This is a genomic window from Xenorhabdus griffiniae (genome assembly GCF_001028135.1).
Classification (GTDB): Bacteria; Pseudomonadota; Gammaproteobacteria; order Enterobacterales; family Enterobacteriaceae; genus Xenorhabdus; species Xenorhabdus bakwenae.
Genome location: NZ_LDNM01000015.1, coordinates 1 through 26,396 on the forward strand (window position 1 = coordinate 1; position 26,396 = coordinate 26,396).

Genomic DNA, 26,396 nt, shown 5'->3' on the forward strand with positions numbered 1-26,396 from the left:
TCAGAGAGAAAAGCGGTCGGTATCGATTACCTACCGATGAGGAAGTGAATTTGTAATTGCTAAGTTATCGCAAGACGGTGATTTTACAAAATGCTGCAAACGTCATTCCCTGAGTGGCGTTGATAGAATTTTGTGGAGGTTTTTGGCTTCGGTGGTCTCGCCCGAAGAGGGGCTTATATCAGCCAGACCAGTTAATTATTCTGATTTATGGAGAAAGTAAATGGCACTCACCGACAAACAAGAAATGTTTTGTCGTGAGTACCTCGTAGATTTGAACGCCACTCAAGCGGCCATTCGTGCGGGGTACAGCGAGAAAACCGCAAACCGCACTGCGTCTGAAAACCTGTCAAAACCTGATATTCAGTCACGTATTGCCGAACTCAAGGCAGGCCGTAATGAAGAAGTCGGGATTAATGCGACTTATGTATTAAAGCGGTTAGTTGAAATTGACCAAATGGACGTCCTCGACATTCTCACTGATGGAGGCGAACTCAAGTCAGTTAAAGACTGGCCTAAAGTGTGGCGTACTACGCTATCAGGTCTGGAAGTGCTGGAAGTAGGTTCACAAGATACCGCCGCCTTACTCAAGAAGATCAAGTGGCCTGATAAGGTTAAAAATCTGGAATTGCTTGGGAAACATATCAGTGTTCAGGCATTTAAAGAGCAGATTGATCAAAAGGTGGTGGCTACCCATAACATTATGCCCGTACCTGCCTGCGATAACGTCGATGATTGGGAAAAAGCGGCACAGAAGCAACAGGGCGAGGTATTAGGCGGATGAATTACAATGTGGTCTGGAAGCCTCTTCCCGGGTCTCAGTCTCTGTCTTTAAGTTGCCCATGTAATGAAATTCTCTATGAGGGAACTCGTGGCCCCGGCAAAACAGCAGCGCAGTTAGCCAGATTCAGACGCAATGTGGGTATCGGTTACGGTTCATTCTGGAGGGGGGTGATATTTGATACTGAATACAAAAACCTTGCTGATATCATCACTCAGTCAAAGCGTATGTATCGTCTATTTAAAGATGGTGCGCGTTTTCTTGCTTCTGCCTCTGAGTTACGCTGGGTATGGCCTACGGGTGAGGAACTGTTATTCCGTTTCGGCAAAGAGGCGGATGATTATTGGGATTATCACGGGCAGGAATTCCCGTTCATCGGCTTCAACGAATTAACCAAGCAGAAATCAGCAGATTTTTATGAGGCCATGTTCTCTTGTCGGCGTTCGTCATTCAGGCCAGAAGATTACCCGCGTGAGGACGGTTCACTATTAAAATCTATTCCGCTTGAAACATTCAGCACAACTAACCCGTTTGGTATCGGGCATACCTGGGTGAAAAAACGGTTTATTGAACCTGCACCACGCGGAACGGTTATTCGTGAAACTCAAAAGGTGTTCAATCCTCAGACTGAAAAAGATGAGGACATAACACTAACTCGCGTCGCCATTCATGGTTCATTTAAAGAGAACCCCTACTTAGACCCACAATACATTGCTACCCTGATGAATATCAAAGACCCGAACCGTAGAAAAGCATGGGTTGAGGGTTCATGGGACGTTACCAGTGGTGGGCGGTTCGATCATCTGTGGAATGCGAACTATCACACCATTAAACCGTTTAAAATACCCGACAGTTGGACGGTTGACCGCTCTCATGACTGGGGAGAATCAAAACCGTTTGCCAATCTGTGGTGGGCTGAATCAGATGGGGCAGAGGCAACTTTATCGGATGGCCGAAAGTTCTGCCCTCCTGCGGGTTCGCTGATTCTGATTGGTGAATGGTACGGTTGCCCGCCTGATGAACTCAATAAAGGGCTGAATATGTCATCTACCAACGTGGCTAAGGGCGTACAGTGGATTGATCGGCGTCTGGCTGGCGAAGATGTTATAGAGCCTGATGAGATTAAACAGGACGGTAAAACGCAAGGACAATTGAATATCATGCCCGGTATCTGCAAGAAAGTAATTTCTGGCCCCGCTGATGGCTCCATCTTTAATACGGGCGATAACGAAGATTCCATAGCACAGAAGATGGCAAAACAGGGTGTGAAGTGGCTAGAAGCCAATAAAAAGCCCGGTTCTCGTATCAATGGCGCTTCTCTCTTCGCTGATATGCTGGAGGCTGTCATTGAAGGTAAGAAGTCCGAGTCAGGAATGCCAGAAAAGCCCGCGTTCTACGTGTTCGATTATTGCCGGGGCTGGATTAGCCGCATTCCGGTTTTGGTTCGTGATAGCAAAAACCCTGATGATGTTGATACCGAACAGGAAGATCACGACTGGGATGCCACGCGATATCGTGTCTTGCATAAGCCAAAGAAAATCGGCGCATTTTTCTTTTAAGGAGAGTCTTTCGTGAGTGAAAGCAAAACAATTCTTGTTAATAGTCTAGCTGACACTATCGCCAAACGGATGATTTATGCGTCGGGTGGCGTGAGTGGTAATACGAAACGCACCAATATCTATTCTGAGTTTGGGTATCCAGAGCGGCTAACATTTCGTGAGTATTACAACGCCTATGAGCGCAATGCTGTAGCGCATGCTGCTGTGCATCGTTTACTGGATGGTTGCTGGCAGGATAACCCGACCATTATTGATGGTGAGGAAAAGAGCGAGTCAGACGTCACCAGTTCATGGGAAACAAAAGTAACAAAGCTGTTAAAGCGATTCTGGCCGAAAGTCAAAGACGCTGATCGCCGTAATATGATTGGTCATTACTCGGCGCTGCTCATTCAGGTTCGGGATAGTCGGGCATGGAGTGAGCCTATTGATACGGTAGTGGTAGCACGATTAAAAGAAGACGCGTTAGTTAACCTGATCCCGGTCTGGGAAACTCAGCTTACCATTGCTGAGTGGGATACTGATATTAACTCAGACACCTACGGACAGCCAGCGATGTTCAACTTTGATGAGCGTCCGGTCGGTCAGGTTGAGATACAAGGGCCAGCCAAGCAGCTTGCTATTCATCCATCGCGGGTCATTGTTTTGTGCGAGGGGGCTGAGGATGGGAATATTTTTTCTGGAACGCCCCTGCTCAGGGCGGGGTATAACAAATTGCTGGACGTTGAAAAAGTCTCTGGCGGCAGTTCTGAGGGCTTTTTGAAAAATGCTTCCCGTCAGATTGGGGTGGAGTTTGATAAAGAAACTGATTTAAACAATATCACCACTGCGGCGGTTCAGGCAGGCTATCCAGATCTGGGGGCAGCACTGGAAGATAAAATCCATAAGCTAAACAGGGGGACGGACTCAGCCGCTGTTATGCAAGCAGGTAAGCTGAATGTGTTATCAGTCACGCCGGGTGACCCAACTCCAACATGGGAAGTCACTACGCGTGAGTTTTGCGCCTCTGTTCAAGTGCCGTTCACGATCCTGTTTGGTACTCAGACAGGGAAATTGGCTGGTGATAAAGATGATGCTACATGGAAGGTACGCCTGAACGGTCGCCGCTGGGGATTTCTGACGCAGTATGTCACTCAGCTAATAAAGAGACTGTGGGAGATTGGCATTATCGAACCGCCAACATCGGGTGAGGTCACCATTGCATGGTCTGACATGCTCGCAGCCAGTGAGCAAGAGAAGATCGACAACATGATTAAGATGGCTGAGGCAGCATTGAAAACTCAGCAGGCATTCGGCACACCAATATTTACACCGAATGAAATACGTACCGTGGGTGAGCTGGAACCATTGGAAGATGAACCCGAACCACAGGACATAACAGGAGATCCGCTAACCGATGACCCAGACCAGAATCGGAACCCCGATAATACCGAGGAATAAACACGACCCTACTCAATCATACCGTTCGGTTAATAAAATGTTCCGTGATATCGAGCAGCGGTATTACAGCATCAAGAAGGCTCTCAGGCAATTATTTGACAGTACTCTAATCGGACATCAACAAGATGGAAAGCCGGATTGGTTATTAGCTAAAAACGGGGTAGGACGGCCGGATTGCTTATTTCGTGTTAATAAAGAGGCTTTCATCTATGACATGTCAGCTACTGCTTTAGCGTTATTGCTGGAAAAAATCCAGGCAATTCTTGATGAGCATTTGCTGGATGGCGGGAAAACTCAGTTATGGGCGTTTGATTATGTGTCTGATGAATATAAACGCGGAACCCTAAACGCCCACACGAATCTGGCTATACAGTCAGAGATCTACGCACAGCAAACTACGCTATCAGCCTTGTTATCAATGCCAGCCTACCAAAATCAGATTGCTACGGCATTTGTAGCAACCTATAGCGACTGGACAGGGATCTCTGATGCAGCAAGGGCGGACTTATCGCATGTAATCGCTGAGGCTATCGCTCGTGGGGTTAACCCCAGAGAGACAGCGGCTATTGTCAGCAAACGCCTTGATGTGTCAATGAGTATGGCTCAAAACATCGCCCAGACGGAGCAGGTTGGCGCATTGCGAAATGCTAACTGGAATGAAATGGAGTGGGCTAAAGAACGGTTAGGCCTGAATACTAAACTGCTTTGGTTATCAGCCCTGAAACCCACCACCAGATCATGGCACGCTGCGAGGCACGGGAAGATCTACACTAAGCAGGAGGTTGAGGTGTTTTACTCTAAAAACGGGAATCGCTATCGCTGCTACTGCGCTCAACAACCTGTGGTGCTGGGCGATGACGATAAACTGTATAACACGGGTCTGACTGAGCGCCTGACGGAAGAGCGCAAGACGTGGGAGCCTGAACCATCTAAGTAACAATTCAAAGAGGTCAAAGCATGGGGCTATCTAGCGTTCATATTAAGTCACTGGCCCTAAATTCCTCCAATATCTCAACTGAAACTATCGATGGTGATGAGCATGTCGTCATTCGTGGCGTTGTGCCCGTTGTCGATGATGTTGTGATGAACGGGGGGTTATATCCAGCCAGTGAGATTAACAAGAGCTACAAATCAATGGAGGGGAAACAGGTTCCTTACGGACACCCCAAAATTGATGATCAGTATATATCTGCTGACACACCAAGAGCAGTCAATCAATTCCATATCGGCGCATGGGCTGAGAACGTCCGTAAGGATGGCGACAAAGTTGTTATGGATGTAAAAGTTAATCGTCGGTTCGCGGGTTCAACCAACAAGGGGGCGGAATTTTTATCCCGTATTGATGACATTATCGCGGGGAATAGCGCTGAATCAATCCATGTTTCAACCGGTCTGTTGTTGCAGAGAGAGCAGAACAAAGGAAAATCAAAGGGCAAAGCGTATACGTGGGTTGCCCGCAATATGCAGTTTGACCATATCGCTGTATTACCAGCCAACGAACCGGGTGCAGCTACACCAGAAGAAGGCGTGGGAATGTTTGTCAATGCCGAAGGTGAAAAGATAGTCGTCGAGCAAGTTAATCTGTCTGATGCGTCTAACTGCACCCAAGAAGGGTGGATAGGTAAGACCAAGTTCTTCTTCACTAATGCCTCTAACTTCTCATTCGACGATATTCACTCAGCACTCAGAGAGAAATTAAGAGCCACATATCCAGATGACGATTATCCATACGCCGAGAGCATCTGGCCTGACAAATTCATCTACTACCGATCCGGCAAAACCTACCAGCAAAAATATCTCATGAACGATGACGGCACCGCTGAACTCGTTGGAGAGCCTATTGAAGTGGTACGCAAGCCGACTGAATACGAAATTAAAACCAACGGAGCTAATAACCCGATGAAAGACATGATTGTTAACGCCCTGAAAGCGAAAGGTAAGCCGACTGACGGCAAGACCGAAGCTGAGCTGCTTGATGCATACAACCAGATGAATGCTGACGAAGCAAAAGACAAAGAAACGCCGGAAGAAAAGGCTGCGCGCGAGAAAAAAGAGAAAGAGGTCGCAACAAATACTGATGTGATCACCGCAGCAATAAATGCAGCCATGAAACCACTGACTGACAAAATCACCACGCTGGAATCTCAGTTGACCGCCAACGCAGACAAGGAGAAGAGCGACAAACGCGCCGCTGTCAAAGCCAAGTTTGGTCTGGATGACACCGCCGTTAACGCACTGGATGGCGCAGCGCTCGACGGCTTCTATGCGCAATGCCAGTCCTCAGCGGGGCTTAATTCTGCATTTACTAATAACAATTCTGAATCATTCACATCTATGCCGGAGTAATAGAAATGGCGAAAGACGGAAAACATGTAATTCATGCTGGCGGCGTGTTTATCAACCCTATGCTAAACCGAGAAGGTGCGGCGGCGGTCGATACTCAGCCCGGCACGATTGGGTATTTTGAGAAAGGCAAGTTTAAAGCCTCAGTAGATGGCAAGGAAGCGGCAATCCTTTATGTCGCCAATATCGATTATTTGCGTTGTCAGGTCGTGGATGATCCTATCACGGCGGGTGGTGTGGTTGTCGGCATTCACCCCATGGCGGGTATTTTCCTGAACGTCCGTGCGGCAGAGGGAACGTACAAGAAGGGCCAGCCAGTGACGGTCGCTAATGGTCAGATTAAAGCTGCCAGTGATGGGGCTGCATTTGCCTATATAGAAGAAGACAGCATCACCGTTAAAGCGGGTGAGTTGGTTCGCGTGGTTATTAAGTAAGGAGACATGAATGTTTGTATTTTCAAAATCTATCGGTGAAAAAACCGGTAATCTGGCAGTCAACCAAATGCAGTTCCGCAAGCTCGAAACGGCACGTAATGCTTCAGCGCAAGCGGTGGCTGATTTTTTGGCTCGCACTCGCTGGCAGGGAGAGGCGGATAACGCACCTATACTGAACGCGGTCAACGCTATTGACGATATTCGTCGTTTGTACCGTTCGTATGACCAAACGGTACTGGCAGAATTTGAGCCTAACACAGAGTTCACCTTATTGAATGACCTGATGCCGCTCTCTCGTTCTGTTCGTCTGGAAGAGTCCGTGTATGAGTACGCTCGTACAGGTGGCAAAGGCTGGGCGCATACGTCCATGAGCGGACAGATTGGTGCTGCACTGGATGCTCGCGCATACTCCTTCGATGGAACGATGGTGCCGATTCACGATTCTGGATTCAAATTCCAGTGGCGTGACCCGATTTTCAATAAAGGCTCAGCACTGGCTTCTCTGGCTGATGCGCAACGAGGTTCGGTTGACAGTGTTCGTCGTCAGTACATGGGTTACATTTTTAATGGATTCCGAGACAGTGAAGGCAACTATGTTCAGTTTGACGGCAAAACATGGAAAGGACTGAAAGCTGATGAGCGCGTTGGCATGGTGGATTTGGGCGCTGGTGGCCTGAATATCGACTTTACCCAATCAGACGCTAAAGCAACCCGCGAAGGAGCCATTGCACTCCGTGACACTCTGCGACTGAAAAACAACATGTACGCCGAACAGACGTGGTATGTCTCCGGTGACATTCTGTCTCACTGGGAGAAGATTTACTTCGATGTGAATTCAACCCGTACTGTGCTGGAAGAGGTTAAACGCCTGATCGGTATCAAAGCTATCAAAGAGGATTTCGAGCTGAAAGGTAACGAAATTCTGGTTGTGCCTTTGGGGGCGGGTGTTATTGCGCCTGTCGTTGGTCAAGCATTCGGTACGGTTGCCGATCCACGTCAGTACTACAACTCAGACTACGTGTGGCGCACATGGGGTGCGGCTGGCCTGATGGTCAAGACCGATATCAACAACAAACACGGCGTTCTGTTCGCTAAAGGATAAGGAAACGTTATGGCACTGGTGAAAGTGATTGCAGGTAATCTGTTTTCCGGTGCCAATCTCCAAAAACTGGAGGTTGGTGATTTTGCGGAAGTGGATCAGGCCACAGCGCAGCGATGGGCATTAATTGGGCTGGTGGAGTTAATCGAAGATAGTGTTTTCGAAGTAGCAACACCAACGCAAGATACTAATGAGCCTGAGCCTGAGCCTGAAAAACCACCCAGGGGCAAAGGCGGCAAGAAGGATAAATCAGATGGTGATAACGCTGAATGACATTAAGTCGATGATCGCCGAACTGGGTTTTACTTTGCCTGATTCAGTCTTGGAGTTGTTATTGAATCAGGTGAATGAAAAATCTGAGTGTATGGCGGCTCATGGTTATGATGAAAGTTTACAAAAATTGTTGCTTATTTATGCGGCGGTTCGTCTGGCGTCACTGTCCGGAGCAAGGAAAATTGCTTCGCAGGGTTCGCCATCTGGCGGTTCCCGCTCATTCAACTATGACTCTGCTGGCACGGATTATCTGCTTAAACAAATCAGAGTGTGGGATACATCCGGCTGCTTGTCTGGCTTACCGCTGGAGAGTAAATCTGTCGGCTTCTTTGATGTGGTGGGGTGAATATGAGCAGCGTGGCTAACTGGGCGTATACCGCCCCTTGTACATTCTGGAAGCGGCTGGGGAATAATGAGTATGGTAGTCCTCTTGGTTATAAAGAGCCGCAAATCATCATGTGTGATTATCAAGGTGGGCTGTCTAGCAAAATATCAGGTATTGGTACTGAGATTGTCGCTAAAAACACATTCTGGACTGAGTTTGCTGATGCATCTACAGGTGATTACATATTGATTGGCGAATCATCAAATCCGAACCCTATAGAGGAAGGAGCCGACGAAATCAAACACATAGCTCGTTATGCGGATACATTCGAACGTTTGGCAGATGATTATGCGCTAGTGACAGGAGTCTGATATGGGCGTCAAAGTCACAGGTATTCGTGAGGCCAAATCCCGGCTCAGTGTCTTAATCGGCGATATCCGGGGACGGAAAGTGGTTCGGGCTATGTATAAGGCTCTGTATATCGGCAGTGCTCAGGCCGCGCTTTATACCCCTATCGATACTTCCACACTGATTAATTCTCAGTTCCGCGATGTTCGTTTTGACGGGGTGCGACTGACAGGGAGGGTGGGCTATTCTGCGAATTATGCGGTTTACGTTCATGATCCGAAAATTAAGCAAAACTTCCGTAGAGCAACAGCGAAGAAGGCGTTCCTGAAACTGGGATTTGATGAGATGAGGCAACAGATCGACAAGGCCGTAACGGAGGAATTGAAATCACTATGAGTGTATTTGAACAATTCCGCCATTATCTGGCTAATGCCGGACTGACTGATGGATTCACAATCCAGATGCTCACTTGGATTGAGCAAAAAGGCGATGGTGGGAAGATGCAGTATATGGTTTTTCAGCCTGCTGGTGGAACTGCCCGGTTGGATGATTTAGGGGCTGATGACAATGTACAGGTAATTTTGGTCAGTGGACAAAATAACCCACAGCCAGTCATTCAACGGGCACAAGAAATTCTCGATTACGTCGCCTCTCACCCCGATGATGATTGCTTAACATCTGTTTTTAATCTTGGCGGCTTGACAACCCCTATCCCCACCCAAGAGAACCGGTACGTCATCCGGTTACTATTCCGTTGTACATCATAACAGGTCGCATAAAGCGGCCTTTTTAATATCTATTAATCGAGGTTATTCACATGGCAGATTGCCCGGTAGAAACCAATAAATTGATTGGTCGTAACGCTATTATTCGCATTGCGCAGGGTTGCCCTGATGCAGTGCCAGATCAATCTGCATTTTTTCGGATAGGTGCATTGACCACCAAATCATTTGACCTGTCACCCAACACACTGACATCTGAGGCTGATGATTCAAAAGGGCTGGTGGAAAGCGTCGTAACCAGTATGGACTTAACTATCTCGTTTGACGGTGAATACCGTAAGCGGGATAAAGCAGACGACTTCGGCCCACTGCGACTATTAAAGGAGATCCCCAAGGAAGTTCAAGCGGGCCGCCAGCCGGCGTATTGGGTACAAATGGATTTCACCGGCGAAGATACACTGGTACTACAGGCGTACATGGTGTTTACATCATGGTCATCTCAGTTTGGCTCTAGCGAGTTTGCTACATACTCTGGCGAACTGAAAGTCAGTGACGCTGATACGGTTGAATGGTTAATTGAAGAGGTTGCGGTGCAATCAGTTTCTGTTAACCCTCAGTCATTGACAGTAGCAGTAGGGAAAACTGGCTCATTCGTAGTTAATTTCAATCCTACTGATGCTACTGACAAAACCTATACCTCAGTATCAGACAAGCCCGGCATTGCGACAGTGAGCCAGATAGGTAACGTGGTAACAGTAAAAGGCATTACGGAAGGAACCGCCAATATCACAGTGAAAACACGGGACGGCAATAAATCCGCAAAATGTGCAGTGACCGTCACGGCATAACATTACAAAGGGTGCTTACGAGTGCCCTTGATAATGTTCAGGAGGAGGAGTTATGACGCCCATTATTGATATTGGTGAGATGATTATCTCTACTGATAAACGAGATTTTTTTCTACGACCATCCTTTGCAGCAATGACACGTATCGGTACACCTCACCAGATTGTGGCGACTTACACTTTTCTCAATGGGGCAGAAACTCAGGAGTTAATTAACCGAGCGCTGGCGGCTTACGGCACACTTCCCGATTGGCTGATTAAACTGATGCGCAAACCTGCATTTGGCCGCAATGTCCTGTCAACTGCCATGATAGTGATACAGGCGTGCTGTAACGATGACGCGGAAGAGCTAATCGGTGAATGGCGTCCGGGGCGAAAAGGAGTTGTGTATCGTCCGGGTGGTTTGCCAATTAATGACATCATTGTCATTGCTTGCGAACTGATAACGCATGGTGTTATCGGTCGGGTCAAAATCCGCAAACTCCAGCGACATGAAGGAACGGAAGCGTTTTCTGACCAGTTTAAGGCCATTGAATACATCAACGCAGCACGCACCCATTTCAATATGCCCCGCGAAGAAGCCGAGCAGTTAACGATGACTGAGTTTCAGATGATGCTGAAAGCCAAGTTCCCTGATGAAAAAGGCTTCACTCGTGAGGAATATGACGCCGTTATTGATGCTGATGATCAGCGTACTAATGACCTGATGAGCGGTAAGCGAAGGTTGGTGAGTATGAAGAAATAGACACCAATCTTTCAAATTTTGCTCACATATACGCCATTGACTTATGTTATAAATAAGCCTATTATTGTATCAATCATACACCATTGGCGCACTTAGATATGATATTTATCGAGACATCTATCTTTACCGAAGATTGCAAAGAGCTGTTAGGTGATGATGAATATCGTGAATTTCAGCAATACCTTGCAGACAATCCCACGGCGGGTGATGTTATCCAACACACAGGTGGACTACGTAAAGTCAGGTGGGCGTCCAGAGGTAAAGGCAAGCGTGGTGGTGTGCGTGTTATTTACTATTACAAAGTCGATGTCTCACATATCAGACTGTTGCTGATTTACAAAAAAGGCGTCAAAGACGACCTCAGTGAATCGGAAAAGAAAGTCCTGAGAGCATTAAATGAGAGGTGGTAACAATGGATAGCAAATTATTTGCCAGACTCACCGAAAGCATGGCACAAATGAATGAGATTATTGATGGCGAGCGTGCGCCTTCTCGTGAAACACTTGTTGAGGCGGTGAAGGTAAAAAGTATTCGTCAGGCGACTGGCTTAAGTCAGGCGGGTTTTGCTAAGTTAATTTCCGTTAATGTTGGAACTCTACGTAATTGGGAACAAGGAAGGAGAGAACCGACTGGCCCAGCAAAAGCCCTGTTGAAAGCGATAGAGAAAGATCCTGTCAATGTTCTGAAAGCGTTATCTATGTAAACAGCCCCTTACGGGGCTTTTTTGTTGAGTAGTTGCTGATATATAACCTAAGCCCAAATTCGGGCCTTGCTCTACCGATAAGTATTGATATGCAAAAATGCACATCGTTCACCAAGATAAACTATGCAAATCTGCATAATTAAAGCATAACCCATTGAAAGATAGTCACGTAAAAGTTTTACGCGACCTCATCAGTAGCGCAAAATTAAGCCACAAGCAGCCCTATAGGGCTTATTTTTTGTAGTTAGGTGGTAATGCGTCAATCAAAAGACCGACAGCTTTTTCAATGATTTCCGATTGCTGACTGATTTTCATGAACCTATCAGTCTCTGAAAGTTTTAGTGAACTACGTAGCTCGGCCTCTTCTTTTTTTAGTCTATTTATTTCTTCGTCTTTTTCTTCTGCGGATTTAGCTTTTCTCATTAGTTCTGCAATATAGTCATATATATCGCCTTTATATATATCACCTCTGTTTTTCTGAGTTGAGACAATAAGTGTCTCTATTTGTTGGTACTTTTCTAATCTGAAAAGAATTTCTTGCTGCAAGCTCCTTGCTGAGGATTGTGCTTCATTTTCTAAGTTACTCCTAACTTCGGGCGGCATTCTTAAAGGGTACGGCGCTATACGTGACATTATTTTGACTCCTTTAGACTCACTAATTGGCAGTGTAGGTATCAAATATCTGTTTGACAAGTGAATCATTATGATCCATCATTTGAATAAATTAAGATGCTTTGAAGGATAAAAAGGATTCATTATGAGTCATAAACAAAGAATACCCCCGTATCCATTAAGAATGCCGCCTGAATTAAGAGAGTGGTATGAAGAAGAATCCAACGAGAGCGGGCGCTCTCTAAATGCCGAGATTGTGAAAATTTTGAAGGACAGAATGAATAGAGTAATAGGGCAAAGGAAGAATGCAGCATAGAAACAGTGAAGCCCTAGCTGCGCGAACAGACTAGGGCTTCTGAGTGCTATTTACCGTGAGATAAACAACTTAGCCATTGTAACGAATGACAAATTAATTTTCCAGAACACTTGCAGGTGTTCTAAAAACAGAAAACCAGCAAATTGAAGTTGCTGGCATCCATAGGTATATCACTGGAGAGATATATGAATTCCATTATCAAACATTTCGAGTTTAAGTCAAGTAACGACCAATTAGTAACCATTTCTGGCCTGAAATATAAAGGCAAGCCAGTGTTTTTTGCTGTGAAGTTGGCTGAGGCGTTAGGCTATGCAAACCCATCGGATGCCTTAAGTAAGCATTGTAAGCCATTGATTAAACTTAATTATAGCGAATCGCGAGAATTAGGGTTGGGTGAAAATCCTCGTGGAATTATCCTTGCTGGACAATCAGATATGTTCAGATTGGTCATGCGCAGTAATTTACCTTCTGCTGAACGTTTTCAGGATTGGGTATTTGAATCTGTACTTCCGTCCATTATGGAAACGGGTAGCTATTCAATCAAGCAGAGCCAGTCAGGTTTACCAGAATACCGTCGTGCCAGAACGTTAAAGATGTCGGTTGATGCGATCTCCAACCTGTTTGACTTGATGCCAAATCTGAGCGATGAAGCAAAACAATGTGCAGCCGCTAATATCGTTAACCCCATAGTCGGCTTTGAAGCTGTTCCTCTTCCTGTGTTGGAAGAAAAATACTACACAGCAGGTGAAGTAGGAAAGATGCTGGATGTATCGGCAAACAAAATCGGGCGTGTTGCCAATGAGCACAACCTCAAAAATGAACAACACGGTAAATTCTTTCTGGACAAGTCAGCTCACTCAAGTAAGCAAGTGGAAGCATTCCGTTATAACGAGAACGGCATTAAGGCACTTAGACATTTAATTCACGGCGTTGAAGCAGCGTAAGGATTGAGCGCCAAGGATGGCGATCAAATACTGATCTATTCAACAGGATTAACCAATTTAACAGTGATTGCTAGGGTTAACAATACAAATTTACACGTATTTCGTGTGTAAATGGTTGAAAATACGAGGTGTCTCGCAATTCGAAATATATCACCTTTACAAAAAGTTACAATTACGTAATAAATAGTACCGCTCTGAAACGGCGAAGCCCCTAACTACTGCTAATAGTCAGGGGCCTCTAAATCGTCTAATACCATCTCAAGGAAAATAGACATGTCTATTATAGCAACTAAAGAAGTTAGTAAAACTATTAACGTTCCATTTTATGGCTCAGATCTCTATGTTGTTAATTATAATGGTGAGCCGTATGTACCAATGAAACCTATTGTTGAAGGTATGGGTTTAGCTTGGGGTGCTCAATTTGTTAAGTTAAAACAACGCTTTAGTAAAGGTGTTTCGGAAATCGAAATACCTACCAAAACAGGTAATCAAGATATGACTTGCCTCGCTCTCCGCAAACTCGCTGGCTGGTTAGCGACTATCAGCCCGAATAAAGTTAAAGCATCGATCAGGGATAAAGTTATCCGGTATCAGGAAGAGTGCGATGACGTTCTCTACGAGTACTGGACTACTGGTGAGGTTAAGGCGAAGAGAGCCACATGCAACCATATTAATTTGTCAACTGAGGTTGATAATGTTAACGCTGCATATAGGGAACTGGGTACGTTGATAGATGTTTGGGACAGACTTGACCCGCATTTATCTGTCCTAACTCCTGATATAGCCAAGGTGTTTAATACTGCACTTTCTAATATAGACGGCTCTTTATTTTCTCTCAAGACTGCAATTGAGCGGAACTCTAAGGTGTTGTTGAACTAACACTAACCCAAGGACGACCTTAATCAAATAACCATCACATAAATGCCACTTAACCGTGGCATTTTTCGTTGTTTTGCGCTAATTGGTTGGTATCATGAGCAAAATTTAACGATGAGGGATTGTGATGAGGAAAATATTAATAGTTGGAGTGGCCCTATCAACGTTGATGTTGTCTGGATGCTTGGCAACCCCCAATGAAGCCAGAAGCGAAACTCCACGGTTTGAAGGAAATAGTAATAAGACTGCAAAAGAGCTTGCAGGATGTATATATAACGGATGGACTAATACAAGAGTTTTGCTGGAAAGGGATAATACAACTCATACTGAATCTTTCGGTGACAAAATTACTATATTTACTGTCAATGATGTCATGTTTGCAGATGTAAAAAGCTCTGGGAATGGATCGAATGTGAAATTCTACAAAACAGTACTTGGTGCCATTCCTCTTGAATCAAATAGAAAAGAAATTGTAGAACAATGTCTTTAATGATTTTAGTGTGAGAAAAATTTAATTTTGGAGATGATTATGTCGGAAGTATTAATACCGGGTGAACCAAGAGATTACTACAAAATTTTCACGAAGAATGATGATAGCGAATGCTATCAGGCCAATAGGCGTACAATAAGAGAGTTAATGTCAGAGATAAATAAAGCCACTGGACAATATCAATATAATGGTGACCTTAATGCGGTAATGCTAACTCATCAAGATTATTATGACGCCTTTGATGCTTTTATTCTCAATGAACCTGACGATGCAAAGATGGCTATGCGTAATGTGTTGGCAGAAGAAATGAAAGCCAAAGAATGCGAGTTGAATGTTAATGATGTCTCTATGCTGAAAGGGATAGGCGTTATATTAGCACTCATTGGCATTTGTATTTGTTTTTATGCTATTACCATGAGTGTAACCATTAGTCGTTATGATGAGGTGATTAATGCTGGATTGATTGCAGATAGACAACTCTATATGACGGGTGGAGTATCAATAACTATCATTGGCTCGTTGGCAACTCTATTTTCTTTGCTTTTAAGTAAAATGGGAAAACGTTTTATAGCAAGATAATAAGATCATCAAACTGCCAGTTTGGTAATTGAAGCCCCTTATGGGGCTTTATTTGTTTGTTTTATCAGGATATCGGCAGGTATTCCGAACATGCCATGTAAATTGCGGATCATGGGCAGCGTTAGATTACGTTTTCTGCTCAGAACCTCATAGACACGATTAGACTTACCAATGGCTGGCTCTAAATCTTTTACAGTCAGGCCAGATTGTTCCATTCTGAATTTAATAGCTTCAATCGGATCTGGCGGGTCAATGGGGTAATGTTTTTCTTCATAGGCTTCAATCAGTAATACCATAACTTCCATATAATCAAACTCAGGTGTGCCAGTTTCGGGTTGGTTATCGAATAGTGGCGCAATGGCTTTCAGTGCGTCCTGATAATCCTGTTCTGTTCTGATAGGTTTAATATTCATTTTTACTCCATATCTACGGTATTAGCATCTATGGCATCGTACTGTTTGTGAGTACCGATAAATTTAACGTATACCCATCCAGCGGGGTAAAAGATGGAGACGATTAATCGATAATCATTTCCCTTAATGTTAAATACCACTCGATTATTTTTCAGAATGCTTGCGTTGCGGTATTGAGCCTTAATGTCAGCAGGTGTTTTCCAAGAGGCTTTTTTAGCCTCATCAAACCAAGCTCTTAGTGGCTGCTCTGCATCCGGGTACTTTTCCCAGAACGCTTTCAGTGATGCAACGGATATTATTTTCATAACTTTTACTCTAGTCCCATTTCGGGACTATGGCAAGAATTTATTGTTCAAAAATGAGTCGCTTTAGCGATTTTTTCAGGGGCTAGAAAATGGCAGAACATCAAGTAGGCAACATTGTTTATCAGGTATCAATGGATGTAGCGCAATTGCTGACAGCGCAACGGCAATTAGATTCGCGCTTGGGACAGGTGGAGCAACGTTTTAACCAAACAGGACAGGCGGTTAATGGAGCAGAAAAGGCGATATTGAGTCTATCAAGAGCTGCCACTGCGGTAACAGCAGCGTTATCTGTTGAGAAAATAGCTGGCTATGCTGATGCGTGGGTTACGGTAAATAACAAGCTGGTCAACGCCACGAAAGCAAATGAATCACTGGCAGAAGTATCTGAGCGCGTATTCACTATTGCTCAAAACTCCCGTGCCAGTCTGGATTCTACCGCCGCGTTGTATGGTCGCCTTGAAAGAGCTACCCGTGCTTATGGTACATCGGCTGATGATGTCGCAAAACTAACCGAAACTGTAGCAAAAGGTCTGGTCGTTTCAGGTGCAACTGCGGCGGAATCATCGAGCGTCATGATTCAGTTCTCGCAAGCTATGGCCTCTGGCGTTCTGCGTGGTGAAGAATTTAACTCCATGTCTGAGAACGGAAGTCGCTTAATTGCAGCATTAAGCGATCACCTTGGCGTGAATATTGGTCAGCTAAGGAAGATGGCGGCGGAGGGGAAACTGACGTCCACGGTCGTAGCTCAGGCTTTTCTAGCTCAGGCTGGAACTATCGCTAAAGAATTCGATAAAACCTCAGCGACTATGAGCCAGTCAATGGAAATGGCAGCTAACAATATGACTCGGTTCTTTGGTCAATCAACCACAGTTCAAACAGCGCTTAAAGCATTTAATAGCACTCTGGTTACTGTTAGTGAAAACATGGATCTTGTTGCGGGTGCTGCGACTGCTTTAGCCGTTGTGATGGGGTCGAGGATGGTTAGTGCGATGACATTAGCGGCGAGCCAAAAGATAACAAATGCTAGGGCTGCTATAGCATTAGCGCAAGCTAATAAAGCAGAAGCGCAAAGTGTACTCTATGCCGCCGAAATGACGTTGAGAAAAGCAGCGCTGGATAAGGAAGCTGCATTATCAGCCCTGCGTGTCGCTGAGGCTGAATATGCAGCAGCGAAGGGAACTGATGCAGCTACAGCAGCACTTGCCAGATTAACCGCCGCTCGCACCACAGCAACGACAGCAACAGTCGCATATGGAACCGCACAAAATGCAGTCACTGCCGCTCAAACAGGATTCGCAGCAGCCTCAAGAGGCGCAACTATTGCAGTGAATGGACTCAAAGCAGCCATGTCATTTTTAGGTGGGCCACTTGGTGTGGTTATGCTGGCAGCAGCAGCGCTTTATTATTTCCACCAGCGAGCAGAAGAAGCGAAGAACGAGGCCAAAGATCTATCTAATACGGTCGAGAGTCTGACCGGTAACTTAAAGGAGTTGAGTAAGGCCAAACTTGAATCGAATAAAGTCGAATTAGAAAGAAAACTAGACGAACAACGTGAACAGGTAAAAAAACAAAAAGTAAAAGTAAGTGGCATTCAATATGATGTTAATAAAAATGGCCGTTTTATATACTCAACAAAATCTGAAAAGGAAATGAAGAAGCTCAGAGAAGATTTGGCTCTAGCTAAAGGTGAGCTTGAGGATATGCAAACGGTCGAGAGTAATTATGAAAAAGCCATTGATCTAACCAGTAAAGCCATTGCTGAGAACACCGCGCTGACTAATGAGAACACTGATGCCATTAAGGATAAGAATAAAGAGTCTGATCAGGCGTCTGAAAAAGCGGCAGATTTTATCACCAAGCTCAAGCAAGAAAATGAATTACTCAGAACCAAAAAGGGGTTAGAACGAGACTTAAAAGCCGCAGAGTTCAAAGCTAACGAACTAGGGGCAAGCTCAGGGCAAAAAGAAGATTTAAAGGCCTCAGTCAAAGAAAATATACAGCTCAAAGAGGCTGAAAAACAACGAGAAGATGCCGCCAGAGAAGCGGAAAATGCAGCTAAAAAAGCCGCCGATGAAGCCAAACGGCGATCAGATGATATTACCGCAGCACTCAAACGTCAGCGTGACGAAATAGACCGTCTCAAAACAGGCTACGAGGAAGCTAGCCGTGAAATGGCTATGTACGATGCTGCTAAAGCCATGCCGGAAGGTTCTGGCGAGGAACAGATTGAAAAAGCCAGAAGAAATGCAGCAGAAAGATACGATCTGGAAAAGAATTACGAAGCCAGAAAGTGGGCGCTGGAACAAGATTCTTTAGCGAAATCCAAAAAGGCAATGGATGAAGAGCTTGAGCATTTGAGGCACGTCAAGGTTCAGGGCTTGATTGAAATAGAAGAGTTCAATAAGCGCGAGCAAGAGATAAGAGAGCGTTATAAGAATAAGCAAACGGAAGATGAAATTAACAAGAAAGTTGATTCATCGGTGGGCTTTAATGAAGAAATGTTGGGTAAAGTAGACCCTATCCAGCAACTCCAGAATGAATACGCTCAGAAAATGGCTATGCTGGATGCTTATAATGCCCATGATATTGGCGAGCATGAACGAATCTTGCAACTCAAATCTGAACTGACCCGTAAATTCAATGATGATATGACTACCGCTCAATGGGAGCAATGGAAAGGCCAGAATGAGATGTATCAATTTCTGGGCGATGCCGTTGAAGCATTGGGCCAGCGTTCAGCCAATGCTATCACAGGGCTGCTAACTGGCACTCAGACCGCCAATGAAGCTATGAGAAATCTGGCGCTTACTATCACGAATGAGGCGGTATCTGCACTGGTTCAGATGGGTATGCAGCAAATAAAGAACATGATTATCGGTAAGGCCGTGAATACTGCGGCGGCGGCATCGGCAGTTGCCACAGGCGCGACGATTACTACGGCAATGGCTCCTGCTGCTGCGGCTACCAGCGTAGCAACAATGGGAACAGCGGCTACAGTCGGTATGATGGCAATGGCAACTGCTGTACCTGCGATGATTGCGTTGCTCGGTGCTCGTAAAAACGGTGGCCCAGTCAGTCCGAACGGTGCTTACCGTATTGGTGAGAATAATAAGCCGGAGATATTCAAGGCTAATAATGGTCACCAGTACATGATACCGGGCGATAGAGGCAAGGTGATCAGTAATCGGGATATGGGGAGTGGCAATGGGAAGACCATTGTTCTCCAGCAAACAAATCAGATCACAATTACTACACAAGGCGGGGTTACGGAGCAAGATGCAAGAATGCTTTCAAATATCATTGATGCTAAAATGAACGAGTTTGTCGTGAACCAAATGAGAGATAATGGTCTTTTTGAGAAAGTCGGATATTAAAAGGAAAAATAATGAGATTTTTGATTACGCGAGTTACCTACCATTCAGAATACGATATAGAAAAAGGGCCTGTTTTTGGCGAGAAAACAATTGGAATGACGGTTGATGTTTACACAGATCAAAGCGAAAGATGTCAACTTGAAACATGGGTTGAATTACCATATAGCAAAGAGTTAACTCTTGAAGAGATGGAAAATAAGGCCATAGAAATGGCAAAAGAAAAACTCAAGACAGTATTAAGTCAAATTTAAAAATAACCCTCTTCGGAGGGTTTTTTAATGGAGTAAATATGACAAAACCAGAATTTAAATGGCGGCCACAGGGTAACTATGAGGTCAGTCATGAACCACGGGTCAAAGTGATTCGATTTGGCGATGGCTACGAGCAGCGCATCAAAGACGGCATTAACAATCAGCTCAAAAAGTACCAACTCAGCTTCGTTGAGAAGCTGAAAACGGGGCGAGCCATTGATGAGTTTCTGCGAGCCAGAGGTGCCGTCGAATCATTCGCATGGCTAACCAGTGATGATCACCAGTTACGTACTTTTGTGTGCCGTTCATGGACAGTGAATCGACAGCGGTTAATGTGGTCTATTAGTTGTGTCTTTGAAGAGGTGGTCGCGTGAGGGATATCCCAAAAGAGATGCGGATTGAGGTTACCGAACTGGCTCAGAATGCCATTCTCAATCTGTATGAGATAGATTTAACAGTCTTTGGTGGCGACATCTACCGTTTTCATGATGGAATGAACGGAAAGTTACAGCCGGTTATCTGGCAGGGTATGCGCTATGAGGCGTATCCGGTTGAAGTGACAGGGTTTGAGATGAGTGGCAAGGGGCCAAGTTCTCGCCCTAAAATGGTTTTTGCCAATATTAACGGGTTCATTACGGCAATCAATCAGGATTTCAATGATGCGCTAGGTGCAGTAGTGACGCGCCATCAAGTGCCTGAGATTTATCTGGATGCAGTGAATTTCCCGAATGGTAATCCACAGGCCGATCCAACACGAGAAGCCGTGAGCAAGTACCTGATAGAACAGAAACAAGATTCTAATGCGGACTTTGTGACCTATGTACTTGCTCTGCCCAGTGAAACTGACGGTGCGCTAATTCCTGCGAGAGTCATTCAGGCGGATATTTGTAGCTGGCAGTATCGTTCTGCTGATTGTGGCTATGACGGCCCTCCTGTGGCAGATGAGAAAGACCAGCCAATCACCAATCCACTCAAAGATCGGTGCTCGAAGAAATATAGCGGGTGTGTTAAACGCTTTCCGCGTCCTCAGCCCATGCCATTTGGCGGCTTTTTGGGTGCCAATAAACTAGGTTAATACCATGCTTGAACAAGACATTATCGCTCACGCGAAAGCGGAAGGGGTGAGGGAATCGTGCGGCCTGATTTCAGGTGGGCGCTATTTCCCATGCCGAAATATTGCGGTAGATCCTGAGAACTACTTTGAAATTAATCCTGATGACTGGATAACGGCAGAATGTTTTGCCGATATTGAGGCGATTGTTCACAGTCACCCAAATGGGCGACCTCGCCTGAGTACCGGAGACAGGGAACAACAAATCAGAACGAGCTTGCCATGGTGGTTAACCTGTGGTGATCGGGTGCATAAATTCCGCCCTGTTCCACGGTTATTAGGTCGGGAATTTATTCACGGTGTACAGGATTGCTATTCGCTCATCCGGGATGCTTATCATCTTGCCGGTATTGAATTAATAGATGCCGAGCGTGAGGATGAGTGGTGGAACAAAGGGCAGAATCTTTATATCGATAACAGCGCTGGTCAGGGGTTTGAGCAGGTTGATGAGATTCAGCCCGGCGACATCATTCTTATTTGCTTAGGTAGCCAGACACCCTGTCACGGGGCTATCTATATCGACAATCAGCAAATACTACACCATAGACCAGACCGTATCAGTAAACGTGATATCTACGACGGTTACTGGCTCAGATACACGCATTCAATATGGAGACATAGACAATGGTCAAGTTACAGCTGGGAGGCCATCTTAGAAGATTTGGCCGTCGCTACGAATTAGAAGTGCGTGATGCAGCAGAAGCGGTCAGATGCTTGTGTTACCAGTTAACCGGATTCCAGCAAGCGCTTTCTGGCGGGCATATACGCATTCGTATTGCCGGGCGGGACATGACAGAAAAGAGCATTCCCGGAGGCATGAATCACCCGCTCAATGATGGTGATACCGTTACTATTGTTCCGGTCGTTGGTGGTGCTGGTGGGAATGGCGTTGGCATGGTGATTTTGGGCGTTGTTGCCGTTGCTGCTGCATTCTACACGGGCGGCGCATCCATTGGGGCATGGGCGGGAATGTCTGGCACAGTAGCAACTGGGCTAGCCATTGCAGGGGTTGCATTAATCGGGGCTGGCTTGGCTTCTATGCTCACCAAAATGCCTAATGGCCCGGAGATGGGTTCCAGCAAAACGGAAGGCAATAAGTATTTCAATTCACTGGAAAACCGCATTGGTCAGGGGTATCCGGTTCCGATTGCATATGGTGAGCTGGTGGTGGGTTCAAATGTGATTTCGCAAGGTTTGGAGACGGAATAATGGGTAAGGGCGGAGGTGGTGGCAGTACGCCAACATTGGTTGATGATAACCTAAAAAACAAACAGTTTTTGAGAATTGTTGATCTGGTCGGCGAAGGACAAATAGAAGGGCCAGTAGGCGGGCTGCATGGATTCAGGATTAATGGAACTCCTATTGTTGATAAAAATGGCAATCCTAATATTAACGGCGTTACTGTGCAATGGCGTGCTGGCACTCAATCCCAAGAGCCACTCAGTGATTATCCATTCGTTGAGAGTGAAATTCCTGTCAGTGTTGAAGTGAAAAAAGACACGCCTATTCTCAGGTCTGTATCCAACCGTGATGTAGATAGAGTCAGGTTTACACTGGGTGTTAGTCAGCTCATTCAAACAGATAGTAAAGGCAATCAAAGCAATAGTTCGGTGCAAATGGCTATTGATGTGAATGATGGTTCTGGTTGGCAGCATGTTAAGACCGTTCAGATAGGGCCAGGGAAAATCAGTGGACAGTATTTAGAATCTCATACCATTGATGCACCCAAGAAAAAGCCATTCCAAATCAGAGTGAGCCGCTTAACAGATGACAGCAAGAACGACCAGCTCCGCAACGGTACAGTCTGGGCCAGTTATACCGAAATTACCGATACTTTGATGAGTTACCCCAATAGCGCTGTGGTCGGTATGCGTATTGACCGATCACAGTTTGCCGACACACCCAAACGCACCTATCACATCAAAGGGATGATTATTCAGGTTCCTGATAACTACAATCCAGAAACCCGTGAGTATAAAGGCGTCTGGACAGGACGATTTAAACCCGCCTACAGTAATAATCCGGCATGGATTTTCTACGATTTAGTGACCAATACCCGCTATGGCATTGGAAAATTAATGGGGTCATTTGGTTGTGATAAATTCGCTCTATATGCCATCGCGCAATATTGTGATAAGCCCGTTCCTGATGGATTTGGGGGGACTGAACCCCGCTTTACTTGCAATGCCTACATAGCCACTCAACGCAAAGCGCGGGATGTACTGGATGATTTGGCGTCCGTATTCCGTGGTATGCAGGTATGGGACGGTTTGAAACTGACTGCGTTTCAGGATAGGCCATCTGATCCAGTATGGACATTTACTAATGCCAACGTGATTGAGGGGAAATTTAACTACAGTTCTGCCGCAAAGAAAGCCAGACACACCATGATTGAGGTCACATGGACTAACCCCGATAATGGCTGGAAAGACGAGCGGGAAATTATTCAGGATGATGAACTGGTAGCTCGTTTGGGGATCAATGTCAAAAAAGTGACTGCCTTTGGCTGCACCAGTCGTGGACAGGCTCACCGTGTCGGTAAATGGATCATCGAAACCGAAAAGCTCGAAACCGATTCTGTGACGTTCAGCGCAGGTCGTGAGGGAATTAACTGCATACCGGGCGATATCGTTGAGATTGCCGATAACACATTTGCTGCTGCGCGTATTGGTGGACGCGTACTTTCATTTTCAGGTAAAACCGTTCGCATTGACGCCCCCGCAGAATTCTCAAAAGGGGAATCGGGTTATTTTTCCTACATGGGGAGTGAGGGTAAATTTGTTCGGGTTGATATTGAGTCCGTCAATAGTGATGTTGTCACACTGAAAGATGAGCCTAAAGGATTGCGTCAATGGGGTGTGTTCTCCATTTCCAAGCGATCACTCGTCACACGCCTATTCAGAGTCATGAGTATTGCCGAGGACAGCAAAGCGGGTAATTACAATTTTACCTGCATTCAGCATGAACCCCAAAAAGAGGCAATTGTTGATAGTGGAGCCGATTTTAAGGGTAATCCAGCTACGCAAAACGTGATCCGGATTCCCAACATTGAACGCCTGAGCATTGCTTATGTTCTGGATAGTTCACAGGTACAGGCACGGGCGATGTGGGCGACTACCACTGTTAGCCGCAATATCACCTTTGATGTGACGGTTTATCGTGACAATAAAGTGGTTTCCAGCGGCAATACGAAAGAGCTTGAGTATTACTTTAATGGGTTGGGAGCAGGAAACTACATGGTGGGCGTTCGCGCCCGTGATGACAGTGGAATGTTAGGCGATGAATCTAAGGTTCAGATGGTAATTGGTGCCCCTGCCGCTCCTTCCGCCGTTAACATTGAGCCAGGATTTTTTGAGTTAAAAGTTATCCCTCATATCAGCGCACCAAAGACACTGGATACTCAGTTTGAATTCTGGTTTTCAGAAAAACAGATTATCAATATCAACGAAATTGAGGCACAGGCCGATTTTCTGGGTATTGCGAAATTTTGGATAAAGGGCCAATTAAAAGCGGGAACGCCATATTGGTTTTATGTTCGCAGTGTAAATGAGTTTGGTAAGTCGCATTTCGTTGAAGCAGTTGGAGAACCCAATGACAACGCAAAGGAAATTCTGGATGAATTAGGTAACCAGTTCTTTTCTGCCGAAGCCGGAAAACGGCTGCAATCCCAGATTGATTATCAGGCCGAGGCTGCCCTTATCAACGGTGCGGCGATTCGGCAGAACAGCTTTGAATTGATGGCAAGAGATGGGGAAAATAAGGCTGAAATCAAACGTCTTGACCGTGTCTTTGCGAGCACAGAAGAGGTATGGGCGCAATCTTTCAGCGAAGTGAAAGCAGAGATAAACACTGTCGCCGGGGAAGTCAGAAACGAGATTAAAGCCAGCGTACAGGAAAACCAGAAAGCCATAGCGAAAACAGATCAGGTCGTGGCTGACAATGAACGACGCACTCAGGTTCAACTGGGTAAGCAATCCGCCATTATCAGCGAGAAAGCGACGGCAGTTTTCAATATCGACGGCAACGGCTATGCCATCAAGGATATCGGGGCAGGCGTGAACTACAGGGGACAATATTATGGCGCGGGAATGGTCATTGGGGCTGAGGTAAAGAATGGCAGGGTCGAAACGCATTTCGGCGTCAGGGCGAACCAGTTTACCGTGGTGAATCCGTCCAATGGGAAAATGGAGCCGGTGTTCGTGATTAAGAATGGTCAGGTTTTTATCAAGGAAGCCTTTCTTGGTACAGCGGTCATTGACGGGGCGAAAATTAAAGATGCCTCCATCACAATGATAAAAATCGCTGATGGGATGCGCTCAGATAACTGGCCTTCCGGTGGTTGGAATTTGCCAAAAAGTGGGGCGTTTGAAATGCGAAGCTCGGCAAGCGGGGCGCGGGTAGCATTAGATCATACCGGACTAACGGTTTGGGATAGCAGCGGAACAATGCGGGTTAAGGTAGGAAAAATATGAGCTGGGGCATGATGATACATCCCGGTGACGGGGGTAAACCGTACCATCTGGATTCAGATCGGGCGCAGACATTAAGCCTGATACAAACAGTGTCGGTGGCGTTATACGACGATTACCGTAAATACGGATGGCGGCAGACACGCCATATACCTGAGGCGCGGGATTTTAACATCGTCCTGATACCGACAAAAACTGTCATGGTCGGGCAGCGGGGAATGATTTCTGCCATTATTGATCTCAGGATTGAGAATATCAGAATGGAGGGAGAATACCTGCATTTTGAATACAGTGATATTCCTATCGGACATCAAACCGTACTGGGGGCCTTAATCGACGCGTTTATGCCTTATTCCGATGATGATGACAGACACTTCTATATTCAGGTTTGCGGCTACCCTAAGAATACAGGTTCATTTGGTATCCAACTGGCGGGCATGAATGGGATATCGACGATTGCAGACCAGAATCGGTTAGGCTATTGCGTCTATCGTGGGAAATTCACGCTGGGGAAAAACGGGCAGTGGCGGGTGCCGGATACTATTCCCAACAGGACGCAGTGTCTGGTATTTGCCCGGACAGATACTGCCGGGGCAGCGATAGGCATGACGCACGATAAAGTCATTGTAAATAATGATGTTGCCTGTGAGGTGCATGTCGTCATTTTCTCCAGCGGATTTCCGTTGCAACAGCCTGAATGGGGTGTCGCAATTTACAACGTATCAGGACAAATAACCTATTCCTCCTATTATGCCCCCTTTTTTACGGGTGAAATGATATCGGTGAGAAATGGGCGTGGTACAACTAAGACCATTGCAAAACCAATGGTACAGGTTAACCAGCTGGCGAAACTGGTCAAAAATGTCGGCGGGAACTCATGGCGATTTGCAGATTCGGGTTTTGTATTCTCAGGGAATGCAATTTCTATTAGTGAGGCTGGGCGTATGGAATTTAACTATGTTCAGGTGAATAACTTTAGCTACAAACCCATCGACTACGACATCTACGCGATTAACTTCGACGATTACTTCTAACCTCCCAGGAA

31 protein-coding genes and 1 pseudogene are annotated in these 26,396 nt (G+C 45.7%); 29 read left to right on the plus strand and 3 right to left on the minus strand.

Annotated features, from left to right (window positions below):
- Positions 1-220: 220 nt before the first annotated feature.
- The 16 genes from AAY47_RS04500 to AAY47_RS04575 all read left to right on the plus strand — a co-directional run bounded on the left by AAY47_RS04500 (position 221) and on the right by AAY47_RS04575 (position 11,611).
- Positions 221-781: a terminase small subunit gene (locus AAY47_RS04500; RefSeq protein WP_047767290.1), complete on the plus strand. Its 561-nt coding sequence runs from the start codon at positions 221-223 to the stop codon at positions 779-781.
- Positions 778-2,337 carry a terminase family protein gene (locus AAY47_RS04505; RefSeq protein ID WP_047767292.1) on the plus strand — a complete coding sequence of 520 codons (1,560 nt, stop codon included), beginning with the start codon at positions 778-780 and terminating at the stop codon, positions 2,335-2,337. The genes AAY47_RS04500 and AAY47_RS04505 overlap by 4 nt, the downstream gene beginning before the upstream one ends.
- Before the next feature lie 69 nt (positions 2,338-2,406).
- Positions 2,407-3,774 (plus strand): anti-CBASS protein Acb1 family protein, encoded by a 1,368-nt coding sequence (locus AAY47_RS04510; protein WP_167400584.1) that lies wholly within the window; start codon positions 2,407-2,409, stop codon positions 3,772-3,774.
- 37 nt (positions 3,775-3,811) lie between these two features.
- The gene (locus AAY47_RS04515) at positions 3,812-4,711 is read left to right on the plus strand and encodes a phage minor head protein (protein ID WP_047767296.1); all 900 of its coding nucleotides are present in this window, start codon (positions 3,812-3,814) and stop codon (positions 4,709-4,711) included.
- 20 nt (positions 4,712-4,731) lie between these two features.
- Complete coding sequence (locus AAY47_RS04520; protein ID WP_047767298.1) at positions 4,732-6,120, plus strand: DUF2213 domain-containing protein; 1,389 nt, start codon at positions 4,732-4,734, stop codon at positions 6,118-6,120.
- 5 nt (positions 6,121-6,125) lie between these two features.
- Positions 6,126-6,551, plus strand: coding sequence for a hypothetical protein (locus AAY47_RS04525; protein ID WP_047767299.1), 426 nt, complete (start codon positions 6,126-6,128; stop codon positions 6,549-6,551).
- Positions 6,552-6,561: 10 nt separating this feature from the next.
- Positions 6,562-7,653: a major capsid protein gene (locus AAY47_RS04530; protein WP_047767301.1), complete on the plus strand. Its 1,092-nt coding sequence runs from the start codon at positions 6,562-6,564 to the stop codon at positions 7,651-7,653.
- Between the two features lie 9 nt (positions 7,654-7,662).
- Positions 7,663-7,923 carry a hypothetical protein gene (locus tag AAY47_RS04535; RefSeq protein WP_047767303.1) on the plus strand — a complete coding sequence of 87 codons (261 nt, stop codon included), beginning with the start codon at positions 7,663-7,665 and terminating at the stop codon, positions 7,921-7,923.
- Positions 7,904-8,269: a DUF7370 family protein gene (locus tag AAY47_RS04540; protein ID WP_047767305.1), complete on the plus strand. Its 366-nt coding sequence runs from the start codon at positions 7,904-7,906 to the stop codon at positions 8,267-8,269. The genes AAY47_RS04535 and AAY47_RS04540 overlap by 20 nt, the downstream gene beginning before the upstream one ends.
- Before the next feature lie 2 nt (positions 8,270-8,271).
- Positions 8,272-8,619, plus strand: a complete 348-nt coding sequence (locus AAY47_RS04545; RefSeq protein ID WP_047767307.1) for a hypothetical protein — start codon at positions 8,272-8,274, stop codon at positions 8,617-8,619.
- A 1-nt stretch (position 8,620) separates the two neighbouring features.
- Complete coding sequence (locus tag AAY47_RS04550; protein WP_047767308.1) at positions 8,621-8,992, plus strand: hypothetical protein; 372 nt, start codon at positions 8,621-8,623, stop codon at positions 8,990-8,992.
- Positions 8,989-9,363 (plus strand): hypothetical protein, encoded by a 375-nt coding sequence (locus AAY47_RS04555; RefSeq protein ID WP_047767310.1) that lies wholly within the window; start codon positions 8,989-8,991, stop codon positions 9,361-9,363. Before AAY47_RS04550 ends, AAY47_RS04555 begins: the two co-directional genes overlap by 4 nt.
- A gap of 50 nt (positions 9,364-9,413) precedes the next feature.
- Complete coding sequence (locus AAY47_RS04560; protein ID WP_047767312.1) at positions 9,414-10,166, plus strand: Ig-like domain-containing protein; 753 nt, start codon at positions 9,414-9,416, stop codon at positions 10,164-10,166.
- A gap of 52 nt (positions 10,167-10,218) precedes the next feature.
- Entirely contained in the window at positions 10,219-10,908 is a 690-nt protein-coding gene (locus AAY47_RS04565; protein WP_047767315.1) for a DUF6246 family protein, read from the plus strand.
- A 98-nt stretch (positions 10,909-11,006) separates the two neighbouring features.
- The gene (locus AAY47_RS04570; RefSeq protein ID WP_047767317.1) at positions 11,007-11,318 is read left to right on the plus strand and encodes a type II toxin-antitoxin system RelE/ParE family toxin; all 312 of its coding nucleotides are present in this window, start codon (positions 11,007-11,009) and stop codon (positions 11,316-11,318) included.
- Between the two features lie 2 nt (positions 11,319-11,320).
- Positions 11,321-11,611, plus strand: coding sequence for a helix-turn-helix domain-containing protein (locus AAY47_RS04575; protein ID WP_047767319.1), 291 nt, complete (start codon positions 11,321-11,323; stop codon positions 11,609-11,611).
- Positions 11,612-11,842: 231 nt separating this feature from the next.
- Here the strand turns inward: AAY47_RS04575 and AAY47_RS04580 are convergent, their stop codons facing one another.
- Positions 11,843-12,244, minus strand: coding sequence for an Arc family DNA-binding protein (locus tag AAY47_RS04580; RefSeq protein ID WP_047767321.1), 402 nt, complete (start codon positions 12,242-12,244; stop codon positions 11,843-11,845).
- A 124-nt stretch (positions 12,245-12,368) separates the two neighbouring features.
- Between AAY47_RS04580 and AAY47_RS21185 the strand changes: the two genes are divergently transcribed.
- The 5 genes and pseudogenes from AAY47_RS21185 (at position 12,369) to AAY47_RS04600 (ending at position 15,428) form a co-directional block, all read left to right on the plus strand.
- Positions 12,369-12,539: an Arc family DNA-binding protein gene (locus tag AAY47_RS21185; RefSeq protein WP_080718388.1), complete on the plus strand. Its 171-nt coding sequence runs from the start codon at positions 12,369-12,371 to the stop codon at positions 12,537-12,539.
- A 185-nt stretch (positions 12,540-12,724) separates the two neighbouring features.
- Positions 12,725-13,483, plus strand: coding sequence for a Bro-N domain-containing protein (locus AAY47_RS04585; protein ID WP_047767323.1), 759 nt, complete (start codon positions 12,725-12,727; stop codon positions 13,481-13,483).
- A gap of 273 nt (positions 13,484-13,756) precedes the next feature.
- Positions 13,757-14,134 (plus strand): annotated as a pseudogene (locus AAY47_RS04590) (phage antirepressor N-terminal domain-containing protein); the annotation flags it as partial.
- Positions 14,135-14,486: 352 nt separating this feature from the next.
- Entirely contained in the window at positions 14,487-14,849 is a 363-nt protein-coding gene (locus tag AAY47_RS04595) for a hypothetical protein (RefSeq protein ID WP_047767325.1), read from the plus strand.
- A gap of 39 nt (positions 14,850-14,888) precedes the next feature.
- Positions 14,889-15,428: a hypothetical protein gene (locus AAY47_RS04600; protein ID WP_047767327.1), complete on the plus strand. Its 540-nt coding sequence runs from the start codon at positions 14,889-14,891 to the stop codon at positions 15,426-15,428.
- Positions 15,429-15,466: 38 nt separating this feature from the next.
- Here AAY47_RS04600 and AAY47_RS04605 read toward each other — a convergent pair whose 3' ends face one another.
- Together AAY47_RS04605 and AAY47_RS04610 are read right to left on the minus strand one after the other, a co-directional pair.
- Positions 15,467-15,841, minus strand: a complete 375-nt coding sequence (locus tag AAY47_RS04605) for a helix-turn-helix domain-containing protein (protein ID WP_047767329.1) — start codon at positions 15,839-15,841, stop codon at positions 15,467-15,469.
- A gap of 2 nt (positions 15,842-15,843) precedes the next feature.
- Positions 15,844-16,146, minus strand: a complete 303-nt coding sequence (locus AAY47_RS04610; protein WP_047767331.1) for a type II toxin-antitoxin system HigB family toxin — start codon at positions 16,144-16,146, stop codon at positions 15,844-15,846.
- 89 nt (positions 16,147-16,235) lie between these two features.
- Here AAY47_RS04610 and AAY47_RS04615 point away from each other — a divergent pair, with 89 nt between their 5' ends.
- From AAY47_RS04615 to AAY47_RS04650, 8 genes are read left to right on the plus strand one after another with little or no spacing between them, the layout of a single operon-like run.
- On the plus strand, positions 16,236-19,520 hold the full coding sequence (locus AAY47_RS04615; RefSeq protein WP_047767339.1) for a tape measure protein: 3,285 nt from the start codon (positions 16,236-16,238) through the stop codon (positions 19,518-19,520).
- Positions 19,521-19,531: 11 nt separating this feature from the next.
- Complete coding sequence (locus tag AAY47_RS04620; protein WP_047767340.1) at positions 19,532-19,771, plus strand: hypothetical protein; 240 nt, start codon at positions 19,532-19,534, stop codon at positions 19,769-19,771.
- A gap of 38 nt (positions 19,772-19,809) precedes the next feature.
- Positions 19,810-20,145: a phage tail protein gene (locus AAY47_RS04625; RefSeq protein ID WP_047767342.1), complete on the plus strand. Its 336-nt coding sequence runs from the start codon at positions 19,810-19,812 to the stop codon at positions 20,143-20,145.
- Complete coding sequence (locus tag AAY47_RS04630; protein ID WP_047767345.1) at positions 20,142-20,846, plus strand: phage minor tail protein L; 705 nt, start codon at positions 20,142-20,144, stop codon at positions 20,844-20,846. The genes AAY47_RS04625 and AAY47_RS04630 overlap by 4 nt, the downstream gene beginning before the upstream one ends.
- A 4-nt stretch (positions 20,847-20,850) precedes the next feature.
- Complete coding sequence (locus tag AAY47_RS04635) at positions 20,851-21,564, plus strand: C40 family peptidase (protein ID WP_047767583.1); 714 nt, start codon at positions 20,851-20,853, stop codon at positions 21,562-21,564.
- A complete protein-coding gene (locus AAY47_RS04640; RefSeq protein ID WP_047767350.1) occupies positions 21,507-22,091 on the plus strand; it encodes a tail assembly protein in 585 nt (194 codons plus the stop codon). Before AAY47_RS04635 ends, AAY47_RS04640 begins: the two co-directional genes overlap by 58 nt.
- On the plus strand, positions 22,091-25,354 hold the full coding sequence (locus AAY47_RS04645) for a host specificity protein J (RefSeq protein ID WP_047767351.1): 3,264 nt from the start codon (positions 22,091-22,093) through the stop codon (positions 25,352-25,354). The genes AAY47_RS04640 and AAY47_RS04645 overlap by 1 nt, the downstream gene beginning before the upstream one ends.
- Positions 25,351-26,385, plus strand: coding sequence for a DUF6453 family protein (locus AAY47_RS04650; RefSeq protein WP_047767352.1), 1,035 nt, complete (start codon positions 25,351-25,353; stop codon positions 26,383-26,385). Before AAY47_RS04645 ends, AAY47_RS04650 begins: the two co-directional genes overlap by 4 nt.
- Positions 26,386-26,396 lie beyond the last annotated feature (11 nt).

Coding starts and splice junctions, on each gene's coding strand:
- AAY47_RS04595 (WP_047767325.1), top strand. CDS start 14,487: ATGAGGAAAATATTAATAGTTGGAGTGGCCCTATCAACGTTGATGTTG.
- AAY47_RS04615 (WP_047767339.1), top strand. CDS start 16,236: ATGGCAGAACATCAAGTAGGCAACATTGTTTATCAGGTATCAATGGAT.
- AAY47_RS04535 (WP_047767303.1), top strand. CDS start 7,663: ATGGCACTGGTGAAAGTGATTGCAGGTAATCTGTTTTCCGGTGCCAAT.
- AAY47_RS04550 (WP_047767308.1), top strand. CDS start 8,621: ATGGGCGTCAAAGTCACAGGTATTCGTGAGGCCAAATCCCGGCTCAGT.
- AAY47_RS04500 (WP_047767290.1), top strand. CDS start 221: ATGGCACTCACCGACAAACAAGAAATGTTTTGTCGTGAGTACCTCGTA.
- AAY47_RS04610 (WP_047767331.1), bottom strand. CDS start 16,146: ATGAAAATAATATCCGTTGCATCACTGAAAGCGTTCTGGGAAAAGTAC.
- AAY47_RS04585 (WP_047767323.1), top strand. CDS start 12,725: ATGAATTCCATTATCAAACATTTCGAGTTTAAGTCAAGTAACGACCAA.
- AAY47_RS04570 (WP_047767317.1), top strand. CDS start 11,007: ATGATATTTATCGAGACATCTATCTTTACCGAAGATTGCAAAGAGCTG.
- AAY47_RS04605 (WP_047767329.1), bottom strand. CDS start 15,841: ATGAATATTAAACCTATCAGAACAGAACAGGATTATCAGGACGCACTG.
- AAY47_RS04575 (WP_047767319.1), top strand. CDS start 11,321: ATGGATAGCAAATTATTTGCCAGACTCACCGAAAGCATGGCACAAATG.
- AAY47_RS04580 (WP_047767321.1), bottom strand. CDS start 12,244: ATGTCACGTATAGCGCCGTACCCTTTAAGAATGCCGCCCGAAGTTAGG.
- AAY47_RS04515 (WP_047767296.1), top strand. CDS start 3,812: ATGTTCCGTGATATCGAGCAGCGGTATTACAGCATCAAGAAGGCTCTC.
- AAY47_RS04520 (WP_047767298.1), top strand. CDS start 4,732: ATGGGGCTATCTAGCGTTCATATTAAGTCACTGGCCCTAAATTCCTCC.
- AAY47_RS04565 (WP_047767315.1), top strand. CDS start 10,219: ATGACGCCCATTATTGATATTGGTGAGATGATTATCTCTACTGATAAA.
- AAY47_RS04505 (WP_047767292.1), top strand. CDS start 778: ATGAATTACAATGTGGTCTGGAAGCCTCTTCCCGGGTCTCAGTCTCTG.
- AAY47_RS04650 (WP_047767352.1), top strand. CDS start 25,351: ATGAGCTGGGGCATGATGATACATCCCGGTGACGGGGGTAAACCGTAC.
- AAY47_RS21185 (WP_080718388.1), top strand. CDS start 12,369: ATGAGTCATAAACAAAGAATACCCCCGTATCCATTAAGAATGCCGCCT.
- AAY47_RS04545 (WP_047767307.1), top strand. CDS start 8,272: ATGAGCAGCGTGGCTAACTGGGCGTATACCGCCCCTTGTACATTCTGG.
- AAY47_RS04530 (WP_047767301.1), top strand. CDS start 6,562: ATGTTTGTATTTTCAAAATCTATCGGTGAAAAAACCGGTAATCTGGCA.
- AAY47_RS04510 (WP_167400584.1), top strand. CDS start 2,407: ATGATTTATGCGTCGGGTGGCGTGAGTGGTAATACGAAACGCACCAAT.
- AAY47_RS04600 (WP_047767327.1), top strand. CDS start 14,889: ATGTCGGAAGTATTAATACCGGGTGAACCAAGAGATTACTACAAAATT.
- AAY47_RS04540 (WP_047767305.1), top strand. CDS start 7,904: ATGGTGATAACGCTGAATGACATTAAGTCGATGATCGCCGAACTGGGT.
- AAY47_RS04525 (WP_047767299.1), top strand. CDS start 6,126: ATGGCGAAAGACGGAAAACATGTAATTCATGCTGGCGGCGTGTTTATC.
- AAY47_RS04645 (WP_047767351.1), top strand. CDS start 22,091: ATGGGTAAGGGCGGAGGTGGTGGCAGTACGCCAACATTGGTTGATGAT.
- AAY47_RS04640 (WP_047767350.1), top strand. CDS start 21,507: ATGGTCAAGTTACAGCTGGGAGGCCATCTTAGAAGATTTGGCCGTCGC.
- AAY47_RS04560 (WP_047767312.1), top strand. CDS start 9,414: ATGGCAGATTGCCCGGTAGAAACCAATAAATTGATTGGTCGTAACGCT.
- AAY47_RS04625 (WP_047767342.1), top strand. CDS start 19,810: ATGACAAAACCAGAATTTAAATGGCGGCCACAGGGTAACTATGAGGTC.
- AAY47_RS04555 (WP_047767310.1), top strand. CDS start 8,989: ATGAGTGTATTTGAACAATTCCGCCATTATCTGGCTAATGCCGGACTG.
- AAY47_RS04620 (WP_047767340.1), top strand. CDS start 19,532: ATGAGATTTTTGATTACGCGAGTTACCTACCATTCAGAATACGATATA.
- AAY47_RS04635 (WP_047767583.1), top strand. CDS start 20,851: ATGCTTGAACAAGACATTATCGCTCACGCGAAAGCGGAAGGGGTGAGG.